The sequence below is a fragment of the Paenibacillus sp. MAEPY2 genome (assembly GCF_000499205.1).
Lineage (GTDB): Bacteria > Bacillota > Bacilli > Paenibacillales > Paenibacillaceae > Paenibacillus > Paenibacillus vandeheii.
Map to the genome: position 1 here is coordinate 69,080 of NZ_AWUK01000024.1, position 22,986 is coordinate 92,065.

The following is a 22,986-nucleotide window of genomic DNA, read 5'->3' on the forward strand; positions in this document are numbered from 1 at the left end:
TTATTTATTATATTTATCGGCTAATGAGGTTCGACATTGAATAACAGAACTGATTTTAATACCTCTTCCTCATAATTTATTATCTATACACAACTTTGTTAGTATCGAACATGCTATTATACACAAACCCACATTCAGTGCACTCCAAAATTTACAAATCACACTCTTGGAAATTGTCTTGCTGCCTCAAAATTATTTATCAGGGCATTCTGGTACAAGGGGCTATTGCTACTTTTAGTAAATCACTTAAACTAGATGACTGACATATCGGATAATGATTTTTTTAAAACATTACTTGCCTCCAGACAGACTGGACTTCCACCACTGAACAGTTTCATATAACCCATCTTCCATCTTCGTGGATGGAGTCCAACCCGTATTTTCTATCAACTTAGTTATATCGGCCAGAACGATCTTAGGTTCTTCAACTGAGGTTGGAATTGCCCCTAACTGGATTAATTCTCTATGTTGAAGGATATCAGCAATTTTATATATAATTTCAGACAAGCTTATCGACTTGCCTGAACCAATATTAACGGGCCCATTACTTTCACTACTTAGTAATTTCACTAATGCCTGAGCTGCATCTTTAACGTACATATAATCACGAATCTGCTGTCCATGGGAACATTTTGCTTTCTTATCATTCAGCAAAGATAAAATCACCGAAGGAACTAGACGCAATTGATGTTCACGGGGGCCATACAGATAGAAAAGCCGCGCCCATGCACTGGAAATTTCATAGTGCTGGGAATATGTCATTAGCATATGATGTAGTGAGTTTTTACTCGATCCATAGACAGTATTATAACTCAGAGGAGTTTCAGACTCTTTGCATAATCCTTGACTTAAATCATACTCTGCGCAAGAGCCTACTCCTACTATTCTTTTACCTCCAGCTACACGAAACCGATCAAATAGAGAAAGGCTTGCACTAACCCATTTGAAGTTTGAAGATGAATTCCAATATTGATTTGGTGTGGTATCCCATGCCAAATGCAGAAGATGGGTGGGAGAACCGACAATAGAGAATATATTCTCGATTTGATTATCATCAAGCAAATCAGCTTTCAGCCATGTAACATTACTGGTATTTATTTTGTGTTCAACTTTTGAGGAAATAGCATATACATCTTCCCCAGCAAGTGCCAATTCATCCACTACATGGCTCCCGATAAATCCATTCGCTCCCGTCACAATTATTTTTTTTTTCATGGGCGATACCCATTATAATTCTGGTCCTTTTCTGACATAATTCTATTTTCTTCTTCAGGCCATTCTATACTAAACACAGGATCGTCCCATCTGATTCCACGCGCATACTCCGCTTTATACACCTGGCTCATCTGATAAAAAACTTCCGTATGATCAGACAATGTTTGAAAACCATGTGCGAAACCTTTGGGGATGTAAAGCATTTTGTGATTTTCATCCGACAACTCAAAAGAAAGCGACTGTCTATAACTAGGCGAATCCGGTCTCAGATCAACGATGACATCATAAATAGCCCCTTTTGTGCAACGAACTAGTTTCACTTCTTCGTAGGGAGAGGCCTGATAATGTAATCCCCTCAGAGTTCCTTTTCGCTCGTTATATGAGATATTGCACTGAACAAATGAAGTCTCAAGTCCATGTAACTTAAACTCATCTTGGCACCAAGCCCTAGCAAAATGCCCCCTCACATCTGTCAGTAACTCTAATTCTATAAGATAAGCTCCGGGTAAAGCCGTTTCTATAAATCGCATCCAGTATTCCTCCGTTGAATGTTCACTCGTCAGCTATACATGTTTGCCTATATCCAATTTCAATCATTCGACAATGTGTATATCTGGTATGGGTAAAATCCATTTACCTCCCCATTCATGAATGAATGAAGTTTGTTCCATAATTTCGTCCTTTAAATTCCATGGCAAGATAAATACATAATCAGGTTGAGTCAATTTTAGTTTCTCAGGTGAGTATACTGGAATTCGTGATCCTGGCAGGAAAGTACCTTGTTTATACGTACTTCGATCCACTGTAAAATCAATAATATCGCAGTCAATACCACAATAGTTGATTAGAGTGTTCCCTTTAGCAGGGGCACCATAACCAGCTATAATCTTCCCTTCGTCTTTCAATTCGATAAGAAACTTTGTAATTCGACGCTTTAATTGAACAATTCTCGCTTGAAATCCTCTGTACATCTCGATATTTGTCATCCCGAGCTCATCTTCTTTAGCAAGCAGTTCATGAACAGACGGTTGAATTAGTAAGTCCGGGTTTTCTGAATGAGTTGCGTAGATACGAATAGATCCACCATGAGTACTCAATTGCTCGACATCATACACAGTTAGATGATGCTGCTTAAAAAGTCGAATAACTGTAGTGAGTGAAAAATATGAATAATGCTCATGGTATATCGTATCAAATTGATTATGCTCTATAAGTTGAAGTAGATGAGGGAATTCCATTGTAATAGTGCCTTGAGGCTTTAACAATATATTCATGCCTGCAACAAAATCATTCAAATCAGGGACATGTGCAAGTACATTATTTCCCAGAAGCAGATCTGCTACCTTTCCCTCTTTCTTTAATTCTTTTGCTACTGAAGTTCCAAAAAAATTCACTGAAGTCTCGATACCTTTGCTAACAGCGACTTTTGCTACGTTTTCCGCAGGCTCGATGCCTAGTACCGCTACCCCTTTTTCTTTGAAGTATTGGAGTAAATATCCGTCATTACTTGCGATTTCAACCACTTGTGTTTCGTTTGTATAATGGAACTTATCCATCATGTGTTGAACATAATTTTTAGAGTGGTTTAGCCAAGTATCTGAATAGCTACTGAAATATGCATAATCGCTAAATATATGTTCAGGTGACTCATACTCCTGCACTTGAACAAGAAAACAGACTTCACAAACATACGTTCTCAATGGATACATATTCTCCATTTGATTTTCTGACTTCACATATGAATTAGCCAGTGGTGAAATCCCCAAATCAAGAAAAACAGTATTTAATGCTGCTCCACAACAACGGCAATTCTCAATTGACATTAAATCATTCTCCTTAAGCTAAGGCAATTTTTCTTTCTTTTATTTTTTCAAAATCCTTTATTTGCTGTAACGTTTTGTGCTCAAAACTATTGTTCATATAACCCAAATACCAGTCCATAGTCCATTCTATCGTCTGATCTATGTTTAGTTTGGGCTCCCACTGTAACATTTTCTTTGCCTTGTCAATATTTAGAACCAAACGGGAAGCTTCATACAACTGTATCTCAGATTCACAATTCCATTTAAGTCTATTTCCTAAATGTCTGTTACATTGTTTAATTAATTTCTCTACTGACAAAATTGAAGATTCCCCAGGGCCAAAATTCCAGGCACCTGTGAATTTATTTCCAGACCTCCACATGTTTTGAGCAAGCAATAGATACCCATCCAAACAATCCAACACATGTTGCCAAGGTCGAACAGCATGAGGATAACGAATTTTCATTACTTCCCCATTTATTACCGAGCGAATAATATCCGGTATAATGCGATCGACGGCCCAATCACCGCCACCGATCACATTCCCCGCTCTAACAGAGGATAATAACTTACCATTGTTAGAATAAAAGGATTGTTCAAATGCAGAAGTAACAAGTTCTGAGCATGCTTTACTTGCGCTGTAAGGATCCTGTCCTCCCAAAGGACTATCTTCCGTGAAACCCTGTAGTAATTCCCCGCTATTCCGGTAACATTTGTCCGTTGTTACATTGATAACAACTCGTACTGAATCGACATGCCTTGCAATCTCTAATAAATTCACCGTCCCCATGACATTCGTGGAAAATGTGCCAACTGGGTCAGCATAGGACTCACGCACCAAGGGCTGCGCTGCAAGGTGGAAAATGATATCCGGCTGAATTCTACGAATAAAAGATTGCATTTGTCCAAAATCCAAAATATCACCATACGTAGAGTTCATGCTTTTGGACACTTGTGCAATTTCATACAAATTAGGCTCGCTAGTTGGTAGAGGGCTACTATAACCATATACATCAGCCCCTAAATGTTGTAACCATAACGCCAGCCAACTGCCTTTAAAGCCTGTATGACCTGTTATAAATACGCGTTTTCTCTGCCAGAAGCTTGGATCAATAAGCATGTTCGGATTCTCACTTTCATATTTCTAAGTGGATTTAAGTTTCATTTGAAATAGTCTATAAGAGCAACTAAGTAGTGTATTTAGGTAATTGATTTCATCTTGCGCACCACTAGACAACGAGTGAGATAATTTATTGATAATTGCTATACTTTCAGAACTGCGCGGTATAGCATAATCTTTAATTGAAATGAGTTCAAATCCAGCTCCATTGGCCTCTTTACAGACAAGATCTGTAACATAATTTTTTTTATTGTGTATTGAATTAGCGTTGTTCAACATATTGTATAAAGATTCTATGCTAATTCCGTTGCTAATTGTAAAAATCAATTTCCCTTCTTTATTCAACGCCTCAGCTAAGTATTTAAAGAGATCTGAAAGTTCGATATTATAAGAGTCTAGCGGCTCTTCGATAAATATCATATCAATTGTCTTATCTATTTTTTGCTTTAAGTTCGAAAAATCGTTAAAGATGGATGCTTTATCTGAGATCGTCAGGAGATCTTCCTTATACTTATCATTTGAAGTCAAGGTATGCAATTCAGACTTTACATGTTGCTCAAACCATATCCTATTTTTTATTTGAAGCAAAGTTGCCCCACATTTAGAATCAATCCCCAAAACAGAATACACACCAGATAATAGTTCTGGTTCAATATCCAAGTAGAAACTCTGCATTCGTGCCTCTTCCCAAGCATCGAGCTTATACTTTTCAAAGAAAGTTTGTCTACCTTCCTCAAGTGAATTTGTTAGATGATCTGCTGCAGTTGTCAAGCTCCCGTAATGGTGTGTCACTGTATCTGCACAATAAATGAGCTTATACCCTGCTCTTCTGATTTTGAAGCTAATGTCATCATCTACAAATTCACCACGGAAAAAGCGTGTGTCATAATAACCAACCCGGTCTAATAAAGCGGTAGGACAACACAAAACATTAGGTAGCAACACTACACGTTCTTCCCACTTTGTAGGATCACTAACATTATGTTTCCTAGCTTTTTCCTGAAAATCTTCTTTGGAAATGAACGGAATTGGAATCTGTTGCATATTAGAGATAGAATTGGAAGCTGGAGATACATATCCGATTTTACTATCCGATTCAATACATTCAATTAAATTCCATAACCACTTTGGAGTGAAAATAAAATCATTACATACAGCAGCCGAGTACTTGCCTTCTGCCGCCATCAGCCCTATATTGAATCCTTTTGTAACGTGCAGATTATACTTCAAATGAATTACTTTCGCTCCTGAAATCGAGTCAAAATACTCCTTTGTTCCATCCGTTGAACCGTTATCTACCAAAATCAATTCGTACTCTACATCATCTGTATTCGCTAAAATACTCTCTACACAATCTCGTGTGTAATCGAGATTGTTGTACCCAACTAAAACTACACTAACCTTAAGATTAGCCTCTTCTCCTTGTGACGCAATCCAATCATGATCAATGTTCCCCACTTCTGGATAGAGGTAAGGATAATCAGCTTTATTAATGTAATTCTCTACAAGATACGCAAATTCAAACTCCAAAATCCGAAACAACGAACACAAGTGAAAACGAAAGTCGTATATGAACGTCTTCACATTATCATTTACACTTATTTCAAGCAGTTCAATATAGTATCTAATGTTAGCAATAATCTCATTAACGCGGTTTGGGGCAGATACATCTAAAGTTGTGTTTTCAAGTGCTGACAGTAGATCAAGCATGTTATTCAATATTCCAAGATCGGACAGACTTAGTTCACCACGCTGAATGCAATCATCCAGATAGCGGATTCCCTCATTTCCAACATTTAAAGCTTCAAGGATCTGAGTTGCTGTAGAGTTATTCATGTGCCACCCCTTCATGTAAATTCACCAAGATGACAAGCGCACCAAATTTTTTCCCAATCATGGCTCTCATCATTTTGTTCACAAAATCATTCATGCAATTTTTCTACAAAGATTCGACACACCTACGAGGTTCCTATATTGTCGCCAAAAGTATAAAGCACTATATCATTTCGGAAATAGCCTATTCTCTTCGCAAGAGGATACTGCGGTATTAATACTTGAGTAAGTACATTCTTACTCTCACAAATCGTCTCCAGGTCAGAGTATAGGTACGTTATAATATGATTGAGCCCACGGGGTCTCACTAAATTTAATCGAATGTTTACCTGAATCTATATCGCGATAGTAAAGTGATTGATCAGTAACATCTCTACTTCTAAGAAGAGCATGGTTCCCTACAGTTACCAAATTTCCAACATTACACTTCCCTATGATTGAAGAATTTGGTGCCATAGTAACGCCTGATCCCAGGGTTGGGTAATCACCGTCTACAGCCCCGACAGTAGTTCCCTGAAAACAAACCAAATAATTCCCGTATGTTGCTCTACCTAATACAATACCGTTTCCATGTAGAACTAGAAAGATATCAGGTAACTCCGCATTATACATGCAGTGGAATCCATTTAAAATCTTATTAAGCCCAAATATTTTCGAGGATATCTCTTCATCTTCGAATCCCCTCCAAATTTCGTTAGATAAGAACCATAAAAACACCGTGTACTGATCAGCATGAAGATGAGAGAAATAGGTTCTTTTATCTCGATGATACGTTGGCAATGAAACATGTTGAAAACAATACTCTGTACGTTCCAATGCCCTATTTATAGTAGATTCAAATCTCTTCTCTTTGTGCAATAATCGATTATCAGGATAGAAATTATTTAATTGTTGAACAACATATTGCTGAAGTTCATAGGAATTTAAGGAAGTCTCAAACATGTATTCATCATCCTCTCAATTGCATACAGATAAATGACTTTATCTATCCCATATCTTCCACGGCGCTCGCTGGGAGCTCCATAAACTATCCAACATATATTTTTCACGAAGAGTATCCATAGGCTGCCAAAACCCTTCATGTTTGTATACATTAAGCTGTCCATCCCGAGCCAATTCCTGTAGTGGTGCTTGTTCTAATATTGTGCTATCAAAATTATCAATATAATTAAACACTTCGGGTTGGCAAACCATGTATCCTCCATTAATCCAGCCCCCGTCACCTCTAACCTTTTCGGCAAATCCGGTTACTGCATCCCCTTCTAGTTCAAGCCGTCCAAATCTGCCATCAGGTTGTACACCAGTAATTGTTGCCAATTTACCACTTTCATTATGACTTTTTACTAATTGGTCTATATTTATATCAGCCAGTCCGTCACCATAAGTTAACATAAACGGATTATTCCCAACATAAGACTCAATTCGTTTGATCCTGCTACCAGTCATTGTATTTAATCCTGTGTCCACCAAAGTGACTTTCCAGGGCTCAACAGAATTCCGATGCACATGCACACTATTATCTAAACCTGAAGAAAAGTCGTAGGTAACTGCTTCAGACATATGCCGATAATAATTAGCAAAATACTCTTTGATAATGTATCCTTTGTAACCCAGGCAAATAATAAATTCATGGAATCCATAATAGGAATAAATTTTCATAATATGCCATAATATTGGGGCATCACCAATTTCAATCATTGGTTTTGGCTTCAGATGAGATTCTTCACTAATCCGAGTACCTCTTCCACCCGCTAAAATCACTACTTTCATTTGTTAAAATCCTCCTTTGGCAGCAACTTGATCATAATATACTTTGTGTTTATAAATTATTTAAATCCTAAGATGAATTTATTGTTAATAGTGCTGACTATATTAGATTATTCTTAAGGTTTAAGTAATTCTTATGAGTACGAAATTTGAGGTTGTACGTTATTTTTAATATCTTCAACTCTTATAATAGATATTATTTTGTGACCTCACTTCTGTTCTTCATTTGTCTTCTTCACGTGCGACGCATAAGGATATCGCTTTTCCATCTCCCTCTTTATCTTCATAGTCCCTTCAACGTCTATTACTTTTTCATAGTAATTCAAGCTTCTTTCATACGAATCGTATTTAGGATCAAGTGCAAGAAGCTTAGTATAGAATAAATGCGCATCCTCGAAGTAATTATTTCTAAGACAAAGATCACCCAGCAACCGGACAAGCTGAACATTATTGGGTTTAGCTTTGAACATAGTGATTAACATATCAATAGCCAACTCATCAAATCGATAATCACTTAGCAATTTGCCTATGTTCAGTCTTATCTCAGATTTAATTTCTATCATTCTCTCAACAAGTATCTGAAATTGTTCAAACTCTTGCAAAATAATCATTTGTCGGCAATTTTCTAACAAAAGACCCTCAATTACCGGGGTTAACAAGTATTTACCATCTTGACCTATAATCATCTTTTCCAGGGCATTTCTTTCTTTGTTACTTAAGTTCAATAAATTTTGTACATGCACTAAATTACTAACATCTTTCAAAAGGAAAGCTAACAGCAATAAATCTTGTCCATTTTCAATTTCTTTATCCGCAATTTCATTCCATAATATGCTGGCCTCTCTATACTTTTTATTGTAAATTTTAGAAGTTGCCAGCACATTAGGTTGTACTGTTATGTTATAAGTTGTAAGGTAATAATCCAATAGAGGATTACGTACGCCATACATTATATCTAACAACTGTTGTAAATCATCTACACTTTTTAACGTATAGTGCTGTTGAATTCCAGTTTGAATGTCCTGGGAACTCATGTTTAATTTGAGCGTGAGATTTAAATATCGCTGAAGAGCTGGGGCAAAGTTCTTCTTTAGACTTAACACACATGCTAATTCTCTATAACTATCTTCTAAAAGTCCGATTTCCTCATACAATTCGGATAACCTCATATGAGCCATATAACCGCCGCTACCTTCAGTAATAAGTGAACCCTGGTCTCCAAGTTCTATGCATTTACGAAAACAAGCCTCAGCATCTCGGTAATACTCTGCTTTCTGGTAGACCATCCCCAAAATATATCTCATTTCAGTTTCTCTTGGAAACATCATGACTGCATCTGTTAGTATTGATAGAGCATCTTCCATTTGATTGATTTCAGCCAAAGCATAAGCTATTTTCGTAAGCAACTCTGGAAGAAAGAGTCTATCTTTACTTAATGGATATGCCTGTTTGAAAAAATCTACTGCTTTCTTATATTCTTGAATAGCAAAATAGGTTTTACCCATATTGTAAAGATTATAAGCTGTAGCATTTTCTGCTACTTCCAGTTCCATTAACGGCAAATTCCGCTTATGTTTATCTTTCTCAAGCATCTTATCATCGGTATAACCAACATGATTAATTAACAAATTTGATTCACCCATAGTGTATTCTGCCGTGCCATTAATGATGTTCAAATGCTCATGTAGTCTATTTTCAAACTTTAAAGATATGTGATTTTTAAACAATCTAATTGCCGCGAAGGTAAAATTTCTATCCCAAGATATTTCATTTCTTATTCTAAATAAATAGTAATCACAGTTTTTCTCTAAGTCCTTCTGAAAGTCCGCTCCTACTTCCAAATATTCATCTGCATCCAAAACCAGTATATAGTCTGAAGTTGCATATTTTAGTGATTCATTTCTTGCTGCAGAAAAATCGTTTACCCATTCGAAAGAATATATTTTATCCGTATACTTACGAGCAATATCAAGAGTCATATCGGTTGACCCCGTATCTACAATAATAATTTCATTAACGACATCTTTGACACTTTCAAGACATCGACCGAGTACTTGTTCTTCATTTTTAACAATCATACATAACGATATTGTTTTGCTCATTGTTGTCCTCTCATCTCTAATAGTCTTATACTATATGTCGGAAAATTTAATACCTTTTGTTAGAGAATAGAGGCATCAAATAACACGAAATTATAACCAAATACAAAAACAAAAAGCTGCCAGGTAAACCTGGCAGCTTGATGTGGTGATAATTGATTTTATTGAGATTAACGAAGCAATTGCAGAACTGCTTGTGGCTGTTGATTTGCTTGTGCCAACATCGCTTGGGACGCTTGAGCCAAGATGTTGTTTTTGGTTTGATTCATCATTTCTTTCGCCATATCTACGTCACGAATACGGGATTCAGCAGCAGACAGGTTCTCGGAAGTTGTACCCAAGTTGTTGATTGTGTGCTCCAAACGATTTTGGTAAGCACCCAGTTTCGCACGCTCAGAAGAAACTGTTTCAATTGCAGTGTTAATCGTTGTGATAGCAGCGTTAGCAGAAGCTTGAGTAGAGATTCCGATACCATCACTAGCAATAGCAGCAGTCGACCCAGTTGCAGCAGCGTTTGTACCCGTCCCTGTTACTTTAAGAGTCGTAGCATCCATCGCTTTAATAGTCAATGAAATGTTTTGGTCAGCATTTGCACCAATGTGGAATGTCAAGTTCGCAGCACTTGTAACAGATCCACCTGTGCTTGCTGAACCATCCAACAATTTCTTCGTGTTGAACTCAGTTGTATTGGAGATACGAGTGATCTCTTTAGCCAACTCATCAACTTCGTTTTGAAGAGCTTCACGGTCTTTATCTGTGTTCGTGTCATTGGAAGATTGAACAGCCAACTCACGCATACGTTGCAGGATAGAGTGAGTTTCGTTCAATGCACCCTCAGCTGTTTGGATCAAGGAAATGCTATCTTGACCGTTTTTAGTAGCCATATCCAAACCGCGGATTTGACCGCGCATTTTTTCGGAAATTGCCAAACCTGCAGCATCGTCACCAGCGCGGTTGATACGCAGACCAGAAGACAATTTTTCGATAGCCTTGTTTGTGTTAGTTGTGTTCGTACCCAATTGACGGTGAGTGTTCATTGCAGCAATATTGTGGTTGATAATCATTAGAAATTTCCTCCCTGAAAATAAGTTAGTTCCACATCCTTGTGGTAAACGCCGCGACATTAAGGTCGGCCGCCCTGCCGAAGCAGCGTCTAAACTATATATCGACAGGAAGAGAAGAACTGTTAATAGTAAATTGGAATATTTCTATTTTATTTTTATTTTTTTTTGTTTTCAATGCCTTGGAGCAACTCCATAAAAGCAGCGACACTAGGAGCATCGGGTTTTGCAGACTCTCGATTAGCCTCCTGAATAGATGCATATACCTCTTTCCGGAAGATATCAATGTGCTTGGGGGCGGAGATGCCAATCCGCACTGTATCACCTTCCACTGCCAATACAGTTACCTCAATATTATCTTGAATGATAATAGATTCTCCCTTTTTACGTGACAATACTAACATTTCAGACCCCCTCCTTCGCCGAAGTCGCTTCTTCTGTCCATATGAGATGTTTAGTCACATAACCTGATTGTTGAAGAACAACTTGCTTGCCCACCCGATGTGCAGGATTAATTATAACTGGGGCCAAGAGATTCATCGTTGATTTTTTCACATCTGAATGTATAGTGACTATGGAGTAAACGGCTACATCTTTTTCAATTTTGAGTTCTTCTTTATCTTCTTCACTCAGTTCAAAACTATAATCCTGTTTAAACTCAAATGGACTGACTACTAAGAAAGAGAGCTCTTTCTCCGTTAATGATTGTAAGTAACTGAATGGGGTACCTTCCCAAGCAATCAGTGCAAAGCTAGTTTCGTTTTCAAAACCAGGTAGACCTCTTGGAAAATGATATGTGTTGTTTTCATCCACTTCAATTTTACCCCATGTACTTGTCTCAATAAAAATAATAAACGCCTCCTTGGCGGTGATTTTATAGAAAAAAGCTATAGCGGGGTATTATAACCGTCTATAGCTCTACATTATATCTTATAATCCCATATCAATCGTGGGCGGAGTGTATTGTATAGAAGCATATTGCTGCACATAAATATCCAACTTACCACGTTGATATTCAATCTCTGGCTTATTCACGATGACATTCATCTCGGATTCCGCTGCTTCAAAGCGAATGTCTGGTGCTTGCGTAAACACACGTACATCCACATTATCAGAGGAAGCTGCCGTGCGTGTCTCCGGGAACGGTTTGGCTTGCCAATTCGTTCCTACAATATTGGCAATGGTATTGCCTGGTTTGTGAATGGCTGCCATATCATTCCCTTGTTGCACACGTTCAGCCATGTTCTGCAGGAACAATTGCTGAATACCCGAATATATTCGGGCATTCATATCGATCATATTCCCACCATGATAAGCAGAAAAAGCCTTGGATTGATCCACATTCAGCTCTATTGCATGGCTTTGCACCGTTAATTTACTAGGCTTGGTATGGAGCTGAACCTCTGCCTTCGGCTGGCGAATCGAATACTGACCAATGTCCGCATCGATATGTAATAGCGTGGGCGTTGTCTGAATCTGAACGATTGGAAGAGTATTCACCAGAAAGTCTCCCCTTTTATCTCAGAAAATCAACCAATGACTGGGATATGATTTTAGCACCAGTGGAAAGCGATGCATTGTATATATTTTCTTGTATTTTGGACTTAATTGATAATTCAGCGTAATCTGCATCCTCAACCTTGGCTTGCAAATCTGTTAGGTTCACTTCAAGATCACTTAATCTACCTTGCATGAGTTCCACACGATTGGTTTTCGCACCAATCTCCGCGCGGATCGCAAGCATCTTGTTTGTGCGAGTATCAATGTTTGTAAGCTGATTGGACAATTCCTTTTGATCTCCACTGGCAAGAGCCTGGCTAATGGTATTAAAGATTACAAAAAGATTATCAGTTTCCGTAGAGTCACCAAACACCTCATTACCAGTTACGTTAATCGGTAGTTGGATACTCTCACCCACGATAAAATTAATTTTACCCGAATCAGTAACGACGGAAGCAGCATTCGTTGTATCGAACGAGCCGTCAGTACTGACAGGGAAATCATAAGGTTTCACATCATAGGTTTCACCATTGAATACATACTTCCCGTTCAACGTGCTGTTTGAAATATCAACAAGTTGTGCTTTTAACTGCTTCACTTCTTCATTGATGCTATCTAGTGCAGATTGCGGGTTAGTCCCCGTAGCTGCCTGTACCGTCAGTTCTCTCAACCGCTGAACCACGCTGCCTGCTTGATCCATAACTGTATCATTAAAATCCAACCATGATACCGCGCTATCCACATTCTTTTGATACTGTTCATTGGATGAAAGTTCTGCACGATAGCGAAGGGAGTACGTAATCCCTACCGGATCGTCAGAAGGTTTGTTGATCTTCCGTCCCGTTGCCAGTTGAGTTTGTGTACTATTCATCTGTTGTGCATTCCGGTTCAGGTTAAGAATCAATTGCGAGCTCAACATATTATTTGTAATTCTCATCGTCTGCTATTTCACTCCTTTCTATTATCTGCCTACTACGCCGGTAGAGTTAATTAATTTTTCGAGCAATTGGTCAAATGTGGTCATAAAACGTGCAGAAGCACTATAGGCATGCTGGAATTTGATCATATTAGCCATTTCTTCATCCAAGGAAACACCACTGACCGATTGACGGCGAGTGTCCACTTGTTCTACGAGAAATTCAGAATTGGACGTCTGACGTGCCGCTTCCTGAGATTGAACACCCAACTGTCCAACGATAGCACTAAACTGAGCACCAATCGTTGCATTCCGCAATCCATCAACAGATTTCATTGGAGTATCCTTCAAATTAGCCAGCAGATTAGCCAGTGTATTGTTACCTTTAATCACCGTTTCTGCTCCTGAAGAATCCGTAGTGGTTCGGAGTGAGGTTGCAATTTTATTCGGGTCAGCCAAAATTTCGGCATTCAATGAAATATTGCCAGCTGTAATGGCTGTTCCACCACCCGCTGCTGTAAAGAAAGGTAATCCTGGCGAACTAGTTCCGTCCATACTATATCCGAGTTGATGCAAACCATTCAGACCCTTGACCGTAACCTTCAGATCAGTTGCCAGGGTACGTGCAGCCCCTGTATATGTCACCCCACCCAGAACAGTATTGTCTGGCAGGACTGAGCCTGCTGGAAGGGTGATCTCAATATCACCGTTGGCAAGCGTATTAGCTAAGTCATCCATTTGTTTCTGATAATCACTCACCAAAGTGTCTCTGGACTTAATCATGCCGTGAACCTCGCCGTTGGTGAGCGTGCCTGCTGTATACGCAGCATTCAGAAAAGCAGGATCTACCGCTACTTGTACCGCACCGCCTGTAACGAGTGCCTGTCCATTCATCTGAACCTGGTATCCTTGCGGAGAATCCGTAACTGTAACGTTCATGATTTTGGACAGCTTGTCCGTCATCAGATCACGTTGGTCACGCAAATCGTTGGCATTGTCGCCAAGAGACTCAACTTTTACAATTGCACTATTAAGGTTCGCAATGTTACCGAGATAGCCCTGAATTTCATTACCTTTCACAGCAATGTTACTGTCCAAATCCTGACTGAGCGCATCCAGTTGACGACTGATTTGGTTCATTGCATCTGTAAGTGCCAATGTCGTTTCTTTTACGATACGACGTGCAGTAACATCCTCTGGGTTCTTACTCAGGTCTGACCATGATTTGTAGAAATTATCCATAACGGTTCGAAAACCAGTGTTTGATGGTTCGTTTACAATAGCTTCAAGTTTCTCAAGTGTGTCTCGTTGAATAGACCAACTTCCAAAGTTGGTGTTTTCATTGCGGAATTGGTCGTCGAGAAACTTCTCACGAACACGGGTAATAGAGTCAAACTCTACCCCTGTTCCTAATTGTCCCGGTGTTGTACTATGTAAAAATGCAAACGGCTCCATAGGAATAGATGCCTGCATGTTTACCTTTTGCCGGGAGTACCCTTCGGTGTTGGCATTTGCCACGTTATGTCCTGTTGTGCTAAGCGCTGTTGTCTGTGTAAACAAGCTTCGTTTAGCCGTTTCGATTGAATGAAAAGTAGATGTCACCTTGTTTCCCCCTAATTAATCAGGCACGTGTATCAAAAAGACCAATTCGCCCTGGATTACCGTTCTTATCAGCAGGATGCTGATATGTGGCATCCTGTTCCGGCCGAGAAGCAAATATGTCCATTGAGAGATCAATAAACATCAATGATTGCTCGATCAGTTTTTGATTCAATTGATTAATTTCTTTCAATTCCATCAATGTTCCCGCTAGCTTCTTCTGGACTTCAAGTAATCGCTGTTTATCAGCCGGATCAAAGATCAGCTTGGAGATCTCTGTGATATTCAGGTTAAGCATCGATTTTATGCCCCGCTCCTGAAGCAGTTCATGAACTGCACTCAATCGTTCGCTCTCAAGTGGCTCCTGCTGTTTCATAAACTTGGATTCCTTATTCATTACAGCAATGAGTTGATCCACATCGTTTTTGACAATGACCTGTCTCTTGATCTCGCTGATTGCCAGCATCTCGCGGTGACTTTGTTCCATTTGCTGCAAAACTGCAATTAATCTGTCCAGTGCTGCCATTACGTGATCACCTATTCCTTATCAAAAGACTTAAAGTACGGCATTAACTTGTCAGCAAGCTTGCTGCTGTCAACTTGGTAAGTTCCCGAACTTACCTGTTCTTTCAGTTCCTGTATCCGTTGTATACGTCCTGCGTCCTGTGTACGACCTTGTTCCTCAAGCATCTTCATCGCCTCCGGAGAAATGGATACCTCGTCCTTACGGCGGTTCTTTTTGGCATCAGCCTGCTGATTGGATTCAACGTTCCTCTGATATGAATTGATTGCACCAATTCTACTCGGTTCATTGATTTTCATACGTATTGCACTTCCTTCCACCTTAGGATTTTCCACATTATCTTTATGTTCTCGAACGATTAGGATAATAAAAAAAACCGATAATCTTTAATAAGTTTATCGGTACGTTCCAAAACATTTGTTATAGCAAAACTTGTATTTAAGCCCTCGTTCCTATAGATCCCGTAGTTTGTCGACAGCATTATAGGTTCGTCCGCCTATGCTGCCGTTATCCTTCTGACCTACTTCTCGAGCCGCTCCAGCCAAATCTTTCGTCAAACGATTCCGGCAAGAGTCGCACATATGGCCTTCACGAATCAGGGTTCCGCACACTTCACAAGGATACATCATATTGGGGGCGTTTTCGATGGAAATCCGTCCCTCACGAATGAACTTGGTAATATTTTTAATTGAAACTTCTGTTGCATCAGATAGTTCCTGTATGTTAGTGCCCTTGTTTTCGCGTAGATAATCCACACAAGTCTGGTATTCCAGTTCAATTTCCTTGATACAATTCGAGCATACATCCCGAAAATTCAATGCATATAATTTGCCACAGCGCGGACAATTACCCAGATTCATCGCTAAAACGCCCCTCTCAAACTTCCTCTTCCGAATGGATAATAACTATACATTACCTTATTTTCTCTCTTCAAGTCCATAGCCTCTTTGCGAATAAAAAAGGGGTATAGGGTGCATGTATGCGCAACCTATACCCCTGATTTACATCCTTAATTCAATGTTTTGATGCTTAATACAGAAGTCCATGCACTTACATTCTGATCATTCAATGCACGAATGCGATATTTATGAAGACTCGATGGAACCAAATCAGAATGAACAAAGGTTGTATCATTTATAGTCGCTACGATCTGGCCATCTGCTTCAATTTCATAAGAAGAAGCACCAATGACTGCATCCCATGTTAATAGAATACCAGTTCTGTCCGAGGTTCCTTTCAATACTGGGGCGCTCAATTGTGTTGTTCCGTTGATCAAATCACTCCATGTTCCTACTCCTGCAGCATTCTTGGAACGGATGCGGAAAGTGTGCTCTGTGTTGGCTGCAAGGCCACTTTTCGTGTAGGCAACGCCAGTAACAGCAACAACTGTGCCGTCAATCTCCAGGTCATATCCCGTTGCTCCGGTTACTGCATTCCATTTCAAAGCTATTGCTACATTTGTTACCGTGTTTATAGTCAGTCCGCTAACGGAAGATGGGATTGTGCTTTGCGTCAAAATGGCTGTCCATGCACCCGTATTGGTGTCGGTCAGAGCACGTACGCGATATTTATGTGCTGTTCCTGCGAGCAAGATACTATGTGTGTACGAAGGTTCGTTCACTGTCGCCACTACCACGCCATCGGCTTCTACTTCATATTTCGTAGCGTCAGCGATTTCTGCCCACATCAGATTAATAGCCGTCTCTTCCGATGTCGCTTTTAATACAGGAGTGTTCAATTGCGTAGTTCCGCTGATCAAATCACTCCATGTTCCTACTCCTGCGGCATTTTTGGAACGGATGCGGAAGGTATGATCTGTATTTGCTGCAAGACCACTCTTCGTGTAGGCAACGCCAGTAACAGCAACAACTGTGCCGTCAATCTCCAAGTCATATCCCGTAGCTCCGGTTACCGCATTCCATTTCAAAGCTATTGCTGCATTTGTTACGGAGTTTACGGTAAGTCCAGTAACGGAAGCTGGGATTGTGCTTTGTGTCAAAATGGCTGTCCATGCACTTGTGTTGGTATTGGTCAAAGCACGTACACGATATTTATGTGCTGTTCCTACAAGCAAGCCACTATGTGTGTACGAAGGTTCGTTCACTGTCGCCACTACCACGCCATCAGCCTCTACTTCATATTTTGTAGCGTCAGCGATTTCTGCCCATATCAGATTAATAGCCGTTTCTTCCGATGTCGCTTTCAACACTGGGGTGTTTAATTGTGTCGTTCCGTTGATCAAATCACTCCATGTTCCTAATCCCGCAGCATTTTTGGAGCGAATGCGGAAGGTGTGGTCTGTATTTGCTGCAAGGCCACTTTTCGTGTAGGCAACGCCAGTAACAGCGACAACTGTACCATCAATCTCCAAATCGTAACCTGTCGCTCCAGTTACTGCGTTCCATTTCAAAGCTATTGCTACATTTGTTACGGAGTTAACAGTCAGCCCAGTAACCGAAGCAGGCAATGTGCTTTGCGTCAAAATGGCTGTCCACGCACTTGTGTTGGCGTCTGTAAGAGCACGTACGCGATATTTATGTGCTGTTCCTGCGAGCAAGCTGTTGTGCTTATACGAAGGTTCGTTCACTGTCGCTACTACCGCTCCATCAGCTTCAACTTCATATTTCGTAGCGTCAGCGATTTCTGCCCATGTCAGATTAATAGCCGTTTCTTCCGATGTCGCTTTCAACACTGGGGTGTTCAATTGCGTAGTTCCGTTGATCAATTCACTCCATGTTCCTACTCCCGCGGCATTCTTCGAGCGGATGCGGAAGGTATGATTTGTGTTTGCTGCAAGACCACTCTTTGTGTAGGCAGCAGCAGTAGTGGACACTAATGTGCCATCAATCTCCAGATCGTAACCAGTTGCTCCAGTTACTGCGTTCCATTTTAGTGCAATCGCCACATTCGTTACCGAGCTAATAGTCAATCCACTAACGGAAGCAGGCAACGTGCTTTGTGTCAAAATGGCTGTCCACGCACTTGTATTGGTGTCGGTCAGAGCACGTACGCGATATTTATGTGCTGTTCCTGCCAGCAAGCTGCTGTGCGTGTACGAAGGTTCGTTCACTGTCGCTACTACTACTCCATCAGCTTCAACTTCATATTCCGTAGCGTCAGCAATTTCTGCCCATGTCAGGTTAATAGCCGTTTCTTCCGATGCAGCTTTCAATACTGGTGTGTTCAATTGCGTGGTTCCACTAATTAAATCACTCCATGTTCCTACGCCAGCAGCATTCTTGGAACGGATGCGGAAGGTGTGATCTGTATTTGCTGCGAGACCACTCTTCGTGTAGGCAACCCCAGTAACAGCGACAACTGTACCGTCGATCTCCATATCGTAACCAGTAGCTCCGGTGACTGCATTCCACTTCAATGCTATTGCTACATTCGTTACCGAGTTAATAGTCAGTCCGCTGACGGAAGCTGGAATTGTACTTTGCGTCAAAATGGCTGTCCATACACTTGTATTGGTATCGGTCAAAGCACGTACACGATATTTATGTGCTGTTCCTGCAAGTAAGCCGCTATGTGTGTATGAAGGTTCGTTCACTGTCGTCAATACCACGCCATCGGCTTCTACTTCATATTTCGTAGCGTCGGCGATTTCTGCCCACGTCAGGTTAATAGCCGTTTCTTCCGACGTCGCTTTCAATACAGGAGTGTTCAATTGCGTGGTTCCGCTAATCAAATCACTCCATGTTCCTACTCCTGCGGCATTCTTGGAACGAATGCGGAAGGTGTGATCTGTGTTTGCTGTAAGACCACTTTTGTTGTATGCAGTAGCGGTAGTGGATACTACGGTCCCATCGATCTCCAGGTCATATCCCGTTGCTCCGGTTACTGCATTCCATTTCAAACCTATTGTTACATTCGTTACGGAGTTAATAGTCAGTCCAGTAACAGAGGTAGGCAATGTGCTTTGCGTTAAAATGGCTGTCCATGCACTTGTGTTGGTGTCGGTCAAAGCCCGTACACGATATTTATGTGCTGTTCCTGCGAGCAGACTGCTGTGCGTGTATGAAGGTTCGCTCACCGTCCCCACTACCACGCCATCGGCTTCTACTTCATATTTCGTAGCGTCGGCGATTTCTGCCCACGTCAGATTAATAGCGGTTTCTTCCGATGTGGCTTTCAAAACAGGTGTATTCAATAGCGTGGTTCCGCTGATTAAATCACTCCATGTTCCTACACCAGCGGCATTCTTCGACCGTATGCGGAAGGTGTGATCTGTGTTTGCTGCAAGACCACTCTTCGTGTAGGCAACGCCGGTGACAGCGACAACTGTGCCGTCGATTTCCAGATCGTATCCGGTAGCTCCAGTTACAGTTGTCCATTTTAACGCTATAGCCGTATTGGTTACAGAATTCACTGTTAATCCTGCCACAGAACCTGGTAACGTATTTTGAGTCAGTATGGCTGTCCATGCACTTGTATTGGTATCTGTTAAAGCACGCACACGGTATTTATGAGCTGTAGCTGGTGTGAGTCCGGTATGCGTAAATGTCGGATCTACAACATTACCAACAATTACTCCATCGGCTTCCACTTCATATGAAGTAGCACCCTCAATAGAAGGCCAAACGAGAATAATTTCTTCCTGTGAAGGGCTTGATTTCAGTACGGGTGTACTCAATTGAGTGGACACGGTTAACAGATCAGACCAACTGCCTGCCCCGCCTGTATTTTTTGGTCTCAACCGGAAAGTATGTTCTGTATTAGGAATGAGTCCTGTTTTGCTGTATGTGGTACCAGTTACAGCGACGATGTTACCATCAATCTCTAAATCGTAACCTGTCGCACCTTTTACAGCGGTCCAGGATAGTGCAACTTTATTAAATGTTGCTTCTGTTACTTTCAAACCACTGACGGAGTCCGGAACTACCAGTTGCGTTATGGTTTTACTCCAATCGCTCTCATTGTTGGAAGACAGAGCTTTTAGCGTATACGTATGATTTGAATTTGCTGCGAGACCCTCATGCTCATACGATGTCACATTGCCAAGCTCAATAGGCGTTTCATCATCAATCTTTAATTGATAATGACTAGCTTGATCAACCGCGTTCCATTGGGTAATATTTTTACCTTCCTGGGAGCTTGCCGAAATCACCGGTTGTTGGAGCAAGGTTTTGATCTCGTACAAAGAGCTCCATTCACTTGTACCTATTGAATTAAGAGAACGCACTCTATAGGAATACAACGTATCTGGCAATAATCCGTTGCTGACAAAGGTTGTCCCATAATAAGGTCCCTTAATGATTCCATTCTCCTCAATTTCATATTGCACGGCCTGCTGTGCATGCTGCCAGTTCAAGTTAACTGTATTTTCACTTTGTTTTCCTGTGATCCCAGCTGGAATAGCTGGCATGTTGTCAATCGTTACTGGGGCCACCAACTGTTTGGTAAAAGAGGCTGGTTCCGCTTTGCGTGTATAATATGGGTTCAGTTCAGAATAGAAATCTACGACCTCCCCCGTATCCGCATTAACAACCAAACTTAACTGCCTTACATCATAATTGTATACATCAACCGGTGTAAGCTGACCCAAAACATTATAGTTCGAAATGGTCCATTGCCCCACTTCCATGCCGGATTGCCTATACGTCATCTCAGTGAAGTATTCACGAACTTTACTTAAATCAATAAGAAATGCATTATCGATTTGCCCCGTATATTTAGAGGTATACGATCCAAAACTTATATTCGTAATATCACTGGTAAATCCCAAGATAGACTGCCTTCTTGTAAAAGAGTAACCTGTTGTTGAAATGTTGTAGGATCTAACCCAACTGAGGTTAACATCCCTCTGGTTCACCTGTAATTTACCGTTGTTGTTTGTCATTACATACTGAAAGTCATTACTCGATGAGACAATACCACTACCTGTTGCGGCATTCGCTCGGTTTCCCCCGTACACGCCAAACTGTCCGAATACCAGTATCAGCACCAGTAAACGGACGGTCCATAAGTAAAACCCATTTTTTCTTTTTCCTGCACTCACCGTTGTTCTCCCCTTAAAAAAGATATGTTTTGCCACTCCCTGTGCTGTCACCTATGGTGAACGGCAGAACTATCTATTCTACACGGCAAAAATAATTCCTCTTTTTTACATGTAAAAATATTCTTGTCTAATTTATGCTTTTAATTTCATTAAACAACCAACACACAAATTATATGTATGTATATGAAAATCCACAAAAGTGATAACGTCATACATACTAGAACATACTTTCCCTTTTGTATATAAAAGCTATTAATTTTAGTTCATTATCTAACTTGCGTATGATAACCACATAGATAGCCACCTATTAAGTGAATATGCAAATACTCAGGTCAGGATCTGGCCAAAGTCAGCGTGTAAATCTCTATTGGGAGGTTCATAGAAAATCCAGCTTTTAAAATCACCTGTCCACAGGCATCCAGGGTACTACCGGTTGTGTAAATATCATCAATCAGTAACAAGCGTAAGGGAGTTAACGGCCAATCTTGTGTTGTTGATGTGATATGTGAAGAGATTCCTTTTCCAATCGTGTATGAATTGGCTGGCTGTAAATGCATGTTCTTTGGCATGTTTTCATTTGAAGCTCTGTAGAGATCAACCATTATCTCCGTTCCACCCGGCTGCATTGAGAAAGCATCCTGCATGGTCTGGATGCGCTCGCCGCGTGTCTTGAAGCTTTGTTTGGTGGTGTTGATCCGGCGCTGCAGCAGATCAACAACTGGTAGCCGGCAGGCTGCGGCGAGCCCTGATGCGAGCCGCTCTGCCTGATTGAAGCCGCGCTCGGCAAGGCGTTCGTTGCTGACGGGGACATAGGTCACCACGTCTGGCCGCCATCGCGGCTTGTTGTTTTGGAGCAGCGACTGGCGGTTGCGTCGTGCTGCTCCTGGATGAGCATGCGTATAGCTCGCGTAGGGGCTTTGGCTATTGAGTTGCGCGTGTATATGCACGGGCGCAAACAAGTTTGGTGAGTGAACCGGCGTGCTGATTGATTGACGCGAGCCAAGTCGGTGAACGGGCGAATTGTTGTTTACATCGCCCCCGCCAGGTCGGTGAACGAGTGCGTTTGTTAACGCACCCGAATTACATGGATGTGAACTGGCATCCATATGAGATTGAGCAGGCGTGGCGGGACGAGCCGCGGGGGCCAGGGGTTCTTTTGCCAAAACAGGGTTAAGTTCCTCACTCATTGCTTGAAATGCTTGAATCAAAAGAGATGTTAATAACGGCGCGTAGCGCTCGTGACCTCTAAATTTGTACATGCTAATCCATTCCTTCATTAAAGCATTGTACTGAACGGCGCTGCGGTTGAGGATGAAAGAACGGTTTTGCATGTGTGGACGGACGCAGTCCGGGCAACCGATTCCTCGACCACAGCGCAAGCAGCGAATGGTACGAATCCACGGAATTTGCTGTACACATCGGGTACATACCCCTGGATAGATTTTCGAAAGGATCGCTCGGGTTCCACAGGTCAGGCAAGTTGCTCCTGGTGGGGCGAACAGGCTATGCAGACGACGGGTAAGCTCGTGCAAATAATCGGTTAAATCGTT

The 22,986-nt window shown here is 41.0% G+C and carries 20 protein-coding genes; 1 reads left to right on the forward strand and 19 read right to left on the reverse strand.

Going from position 1 to position 22,986, the window contains the following annotated elements:
- Nucleotides 1-291 precede the first annotated feature (291 nt).
- From P364_RS0118690 to P364_RS36270, 19 genes are all read right to left on the reverse strand, one after another.
- Nucleotides 292-1,215, reverse strand: coding sequence for an NAD-dependent epimerase/dehydratase family protein (locus P364_RS0118690; protein ID WP_024631605.1), 924 nt, complete (start codon nt 1,213-1,215; stop codon nt 292-294).
- A complete protein-coding gene (gene rfbC / locus P364_RS0118695) occupies nt 1,212-1,745 on the reverse strand; it encodes a dTDP-4-dehydrorhamnose 3,5-epimerase (protein ID WP_024631606.1) in 534 nt (177 codons plus the stop codon). Before rfbC ends, P364_RS0118690 begins: the two co-directional genes overlap by 4 nt.
- A gap of 63 nt (nt 1,746-1,808) precedes the next feature.
- On the reverse strand, nt 1,809-3,038 hold the full coding sequence (locus P364_RS0118700) for a class I SAM-dependent methyltransferase (protein WP_024631607.1): 1,230 nt from the start codon (nt 3,036-3,038) through the stop codon (nt 1,809-1,811).
- 13 nt (nt 3,039-3,051) lie between these two features.
- The gene (rfbG, locus tag P364_RS0118705) at nt 3,052-4,137 is read right to left on the reverse strand and encodes a CDP-glucose 4,6-dehydratase (RefSeq protein ID WP_029881090.1); all 1,086 of its coding nucleotides are present in this window, start codon (nt 4,135-4,137) and stop codon (nt 3,052-3,054) included.
- 24 nt (nt 4,138-4,161) lie between these two features.
- Entirely contained in the window at nt 4,162-5,973 is a 1,812-nt protein-coding gene (locus P364_RS0118710; protein ID WP_024631609.1) for a glycosyltransferase family 2 protein, read from the reverse strand.
- Nucleotides 5,974-6,231: 258 nt separating this feature from the next.
- A complete protein-coding gene (locus P364_RS35465; RefSeq protein ID WP_024631610.1) occupies nt 6,232-6,912 on the reverse strand; it encodes a hypothetical protein in 681 nt (226 codons plus the stop codon).
- A gap of 39 nt (nt 6,913-6,951) precedes the next feature.
- Nucleotides 6,952-7,740, reverse strand: coding sequence for a glucose-1-phosphate cytidylyltransferase (rfbF, locus tag P364_RS0118725; RefSeq protein WP_024631611.1), 789 nt, complete (start codon nt 7,738-7,740; stop codon nt 6,952-6,954).
- A gap of 206 nt (nt 7,741-7,946) precedes the next feature.
- Nucleotides 7,947-9,839, reverse strand: a complete 1,893-nt coding sequence (locus P364_RS0118730) for a glycosyltransferase (protein WP_024631612.1) — start codon at nt 9,837-9,839, stop codon at nt 7,947-7,949.
- 167 nt (nt 9,840-10,006) lie between these two features.
- Nucleotides 10,007-10,900 (reverse strand): flagellin Hag, encoded by an 894-nt coding sequence (gene hag / locus P364_RS0118735; RefSeq protein WP_024631613.1) that lies wholly within the window; start codon nt 10,898-10,900, stop codon nt 10,007-10,009.
- 155 nt (nt 10,901-11,055) lie between these two features.
- Nucleotides 11,056-11,301: a carbon storage regulator CsrA gene (gene csrA, locus P364_RS0118740; RefSeq protein ID WP_024631614.1), complete on the reverse strand. Its 246-nt coding sequence runs from the start codon at nt 11,299-11,301 to the stop codon at nt 11,056-11,058.
- Nucleotide 11,302: 1 nt separating this feature from the next.
- Complete coding sequence (fliW, locus tag P364_RS0118745; RefSeq protein WP_236642135.1) at nt 11,303-11,710, reverse strand: flagellar assembly protein FliW; 408 nt, start codon at nt 11,708-11,710, stop codon at nt 11,303-11,305.
- A gap of 117 nt (nt 11,711-11,827) precedes the next feature.
- Nucleotides 11,828-12,397 (reverse strand): DUF6470 family protein, encoded by a 570-nt coding sequence (locus P364_RS0118750; RefSeq protein ID WP_024631616.1) that lies wholly within the window; start codon nt 12,395-12,397, stop codon nt 11,828-11,830.
- Nucleotides 12,398-12,413: 16 nt separating this feature from the next.
- Complete coding sequence (gene flgL, locus P364_RS0118755; RefSeq protein ID WP_024631617.1) at nt 12,414-13,334, reverse strand: flagellar hook-associated protein FlgL; 921 nt, start codon at nt 13,332-13,334, stop codon at nt 12,414-12,416.
- A gap of 24 nt (nt 13,335-13,358) precedes the next feature.
- Nucleotides 13,359-14,915: a flagellar hook-associated protein FlgK gene (flgK, locus tag P364_RS0118760; RefSeq protein WP_024631618.1), complete on the reverse strand. Its 1,557-nt coding sequence runs from the start codon at nt 14,913-14,915 to the stop codon at nt 13,359-13,361.
- Between the two features lie 19 nt (nt 14,916-14,934).
- A complete protein-coding gene (locus tag P364_RS0118765) occupies nt 14,935-15,438 on the reverse strand; it encodes a flagellar protein FlgN (protein ID WP_029881092.1) in 504 nt (167 codons plus the stop codon).
- An 11-nt stretch (nt 15,439-15,449) separates the two neighbouring features.
- Nucleotides 15,450-15,734, reverse strand: a complete 285-nt coding sequence (gene flgM / locus P364_RS0118770; RefSeq protein WP_024631620.1) for a flagellar biosynthesis anti-sigma factor FlgM — start codon at nt 15,732-15,734, stop codon at nt 15,450-15,452.
- 153 nt (nt 15,735-15,887) lie between these two features.
- Nucleotides 15,888-16,295, reverse strand: coding sequence for a TIGR03826 family flagellar region protein (locus P364_RS0118775; protein ID WP_024631621.1), 408 nt, complete (start codon nt 16,293-16,295; stop codon nt 15,888-15,890).
- A gap of 149 nt (nt 16,296-16,444) precedes the next feature.
- Nucleotides 16,445-21,436, reverse strand: a complete 4,992-nt coding sequence (locus P364_RS0118780) for a fibronectin type III domain-containing protein (RefSeq protein ID WP_024631622.1) — start codon at nt 21,434-21,436, stop codon at nt 16,445-16,447.
- Between the two features lie 332 nt (nt 21,437-21,768).
- Entirely contained in the window at nt 21,769-22,695 is a 927-nt protein-coding gene (locus P364_RS36270) for a ComF family protein (protein WP_152532724.1), read from the reverse strand.
- 66 nt (nt 22,696-22,761) lie between these two features.
- Between P364_RS36270 and P364_RS37385 the strand changes: the two genes are divergently transcribed.
- Nucleotides 22,762-22,980 carry a hypothetical protein gene (locus P364_RS37385; protein WP_024631624.1) on the forward strand — a complete coding sequence of 73 codons (219 nt, stop codon included), beginning with the start codon at nt 22,762-22,764 and terminating at the stop codon, nt 22,978-22,980.
- The last annotated feature ends 6 nt before the right edge of the window (nt 22,981-22,986 follow it).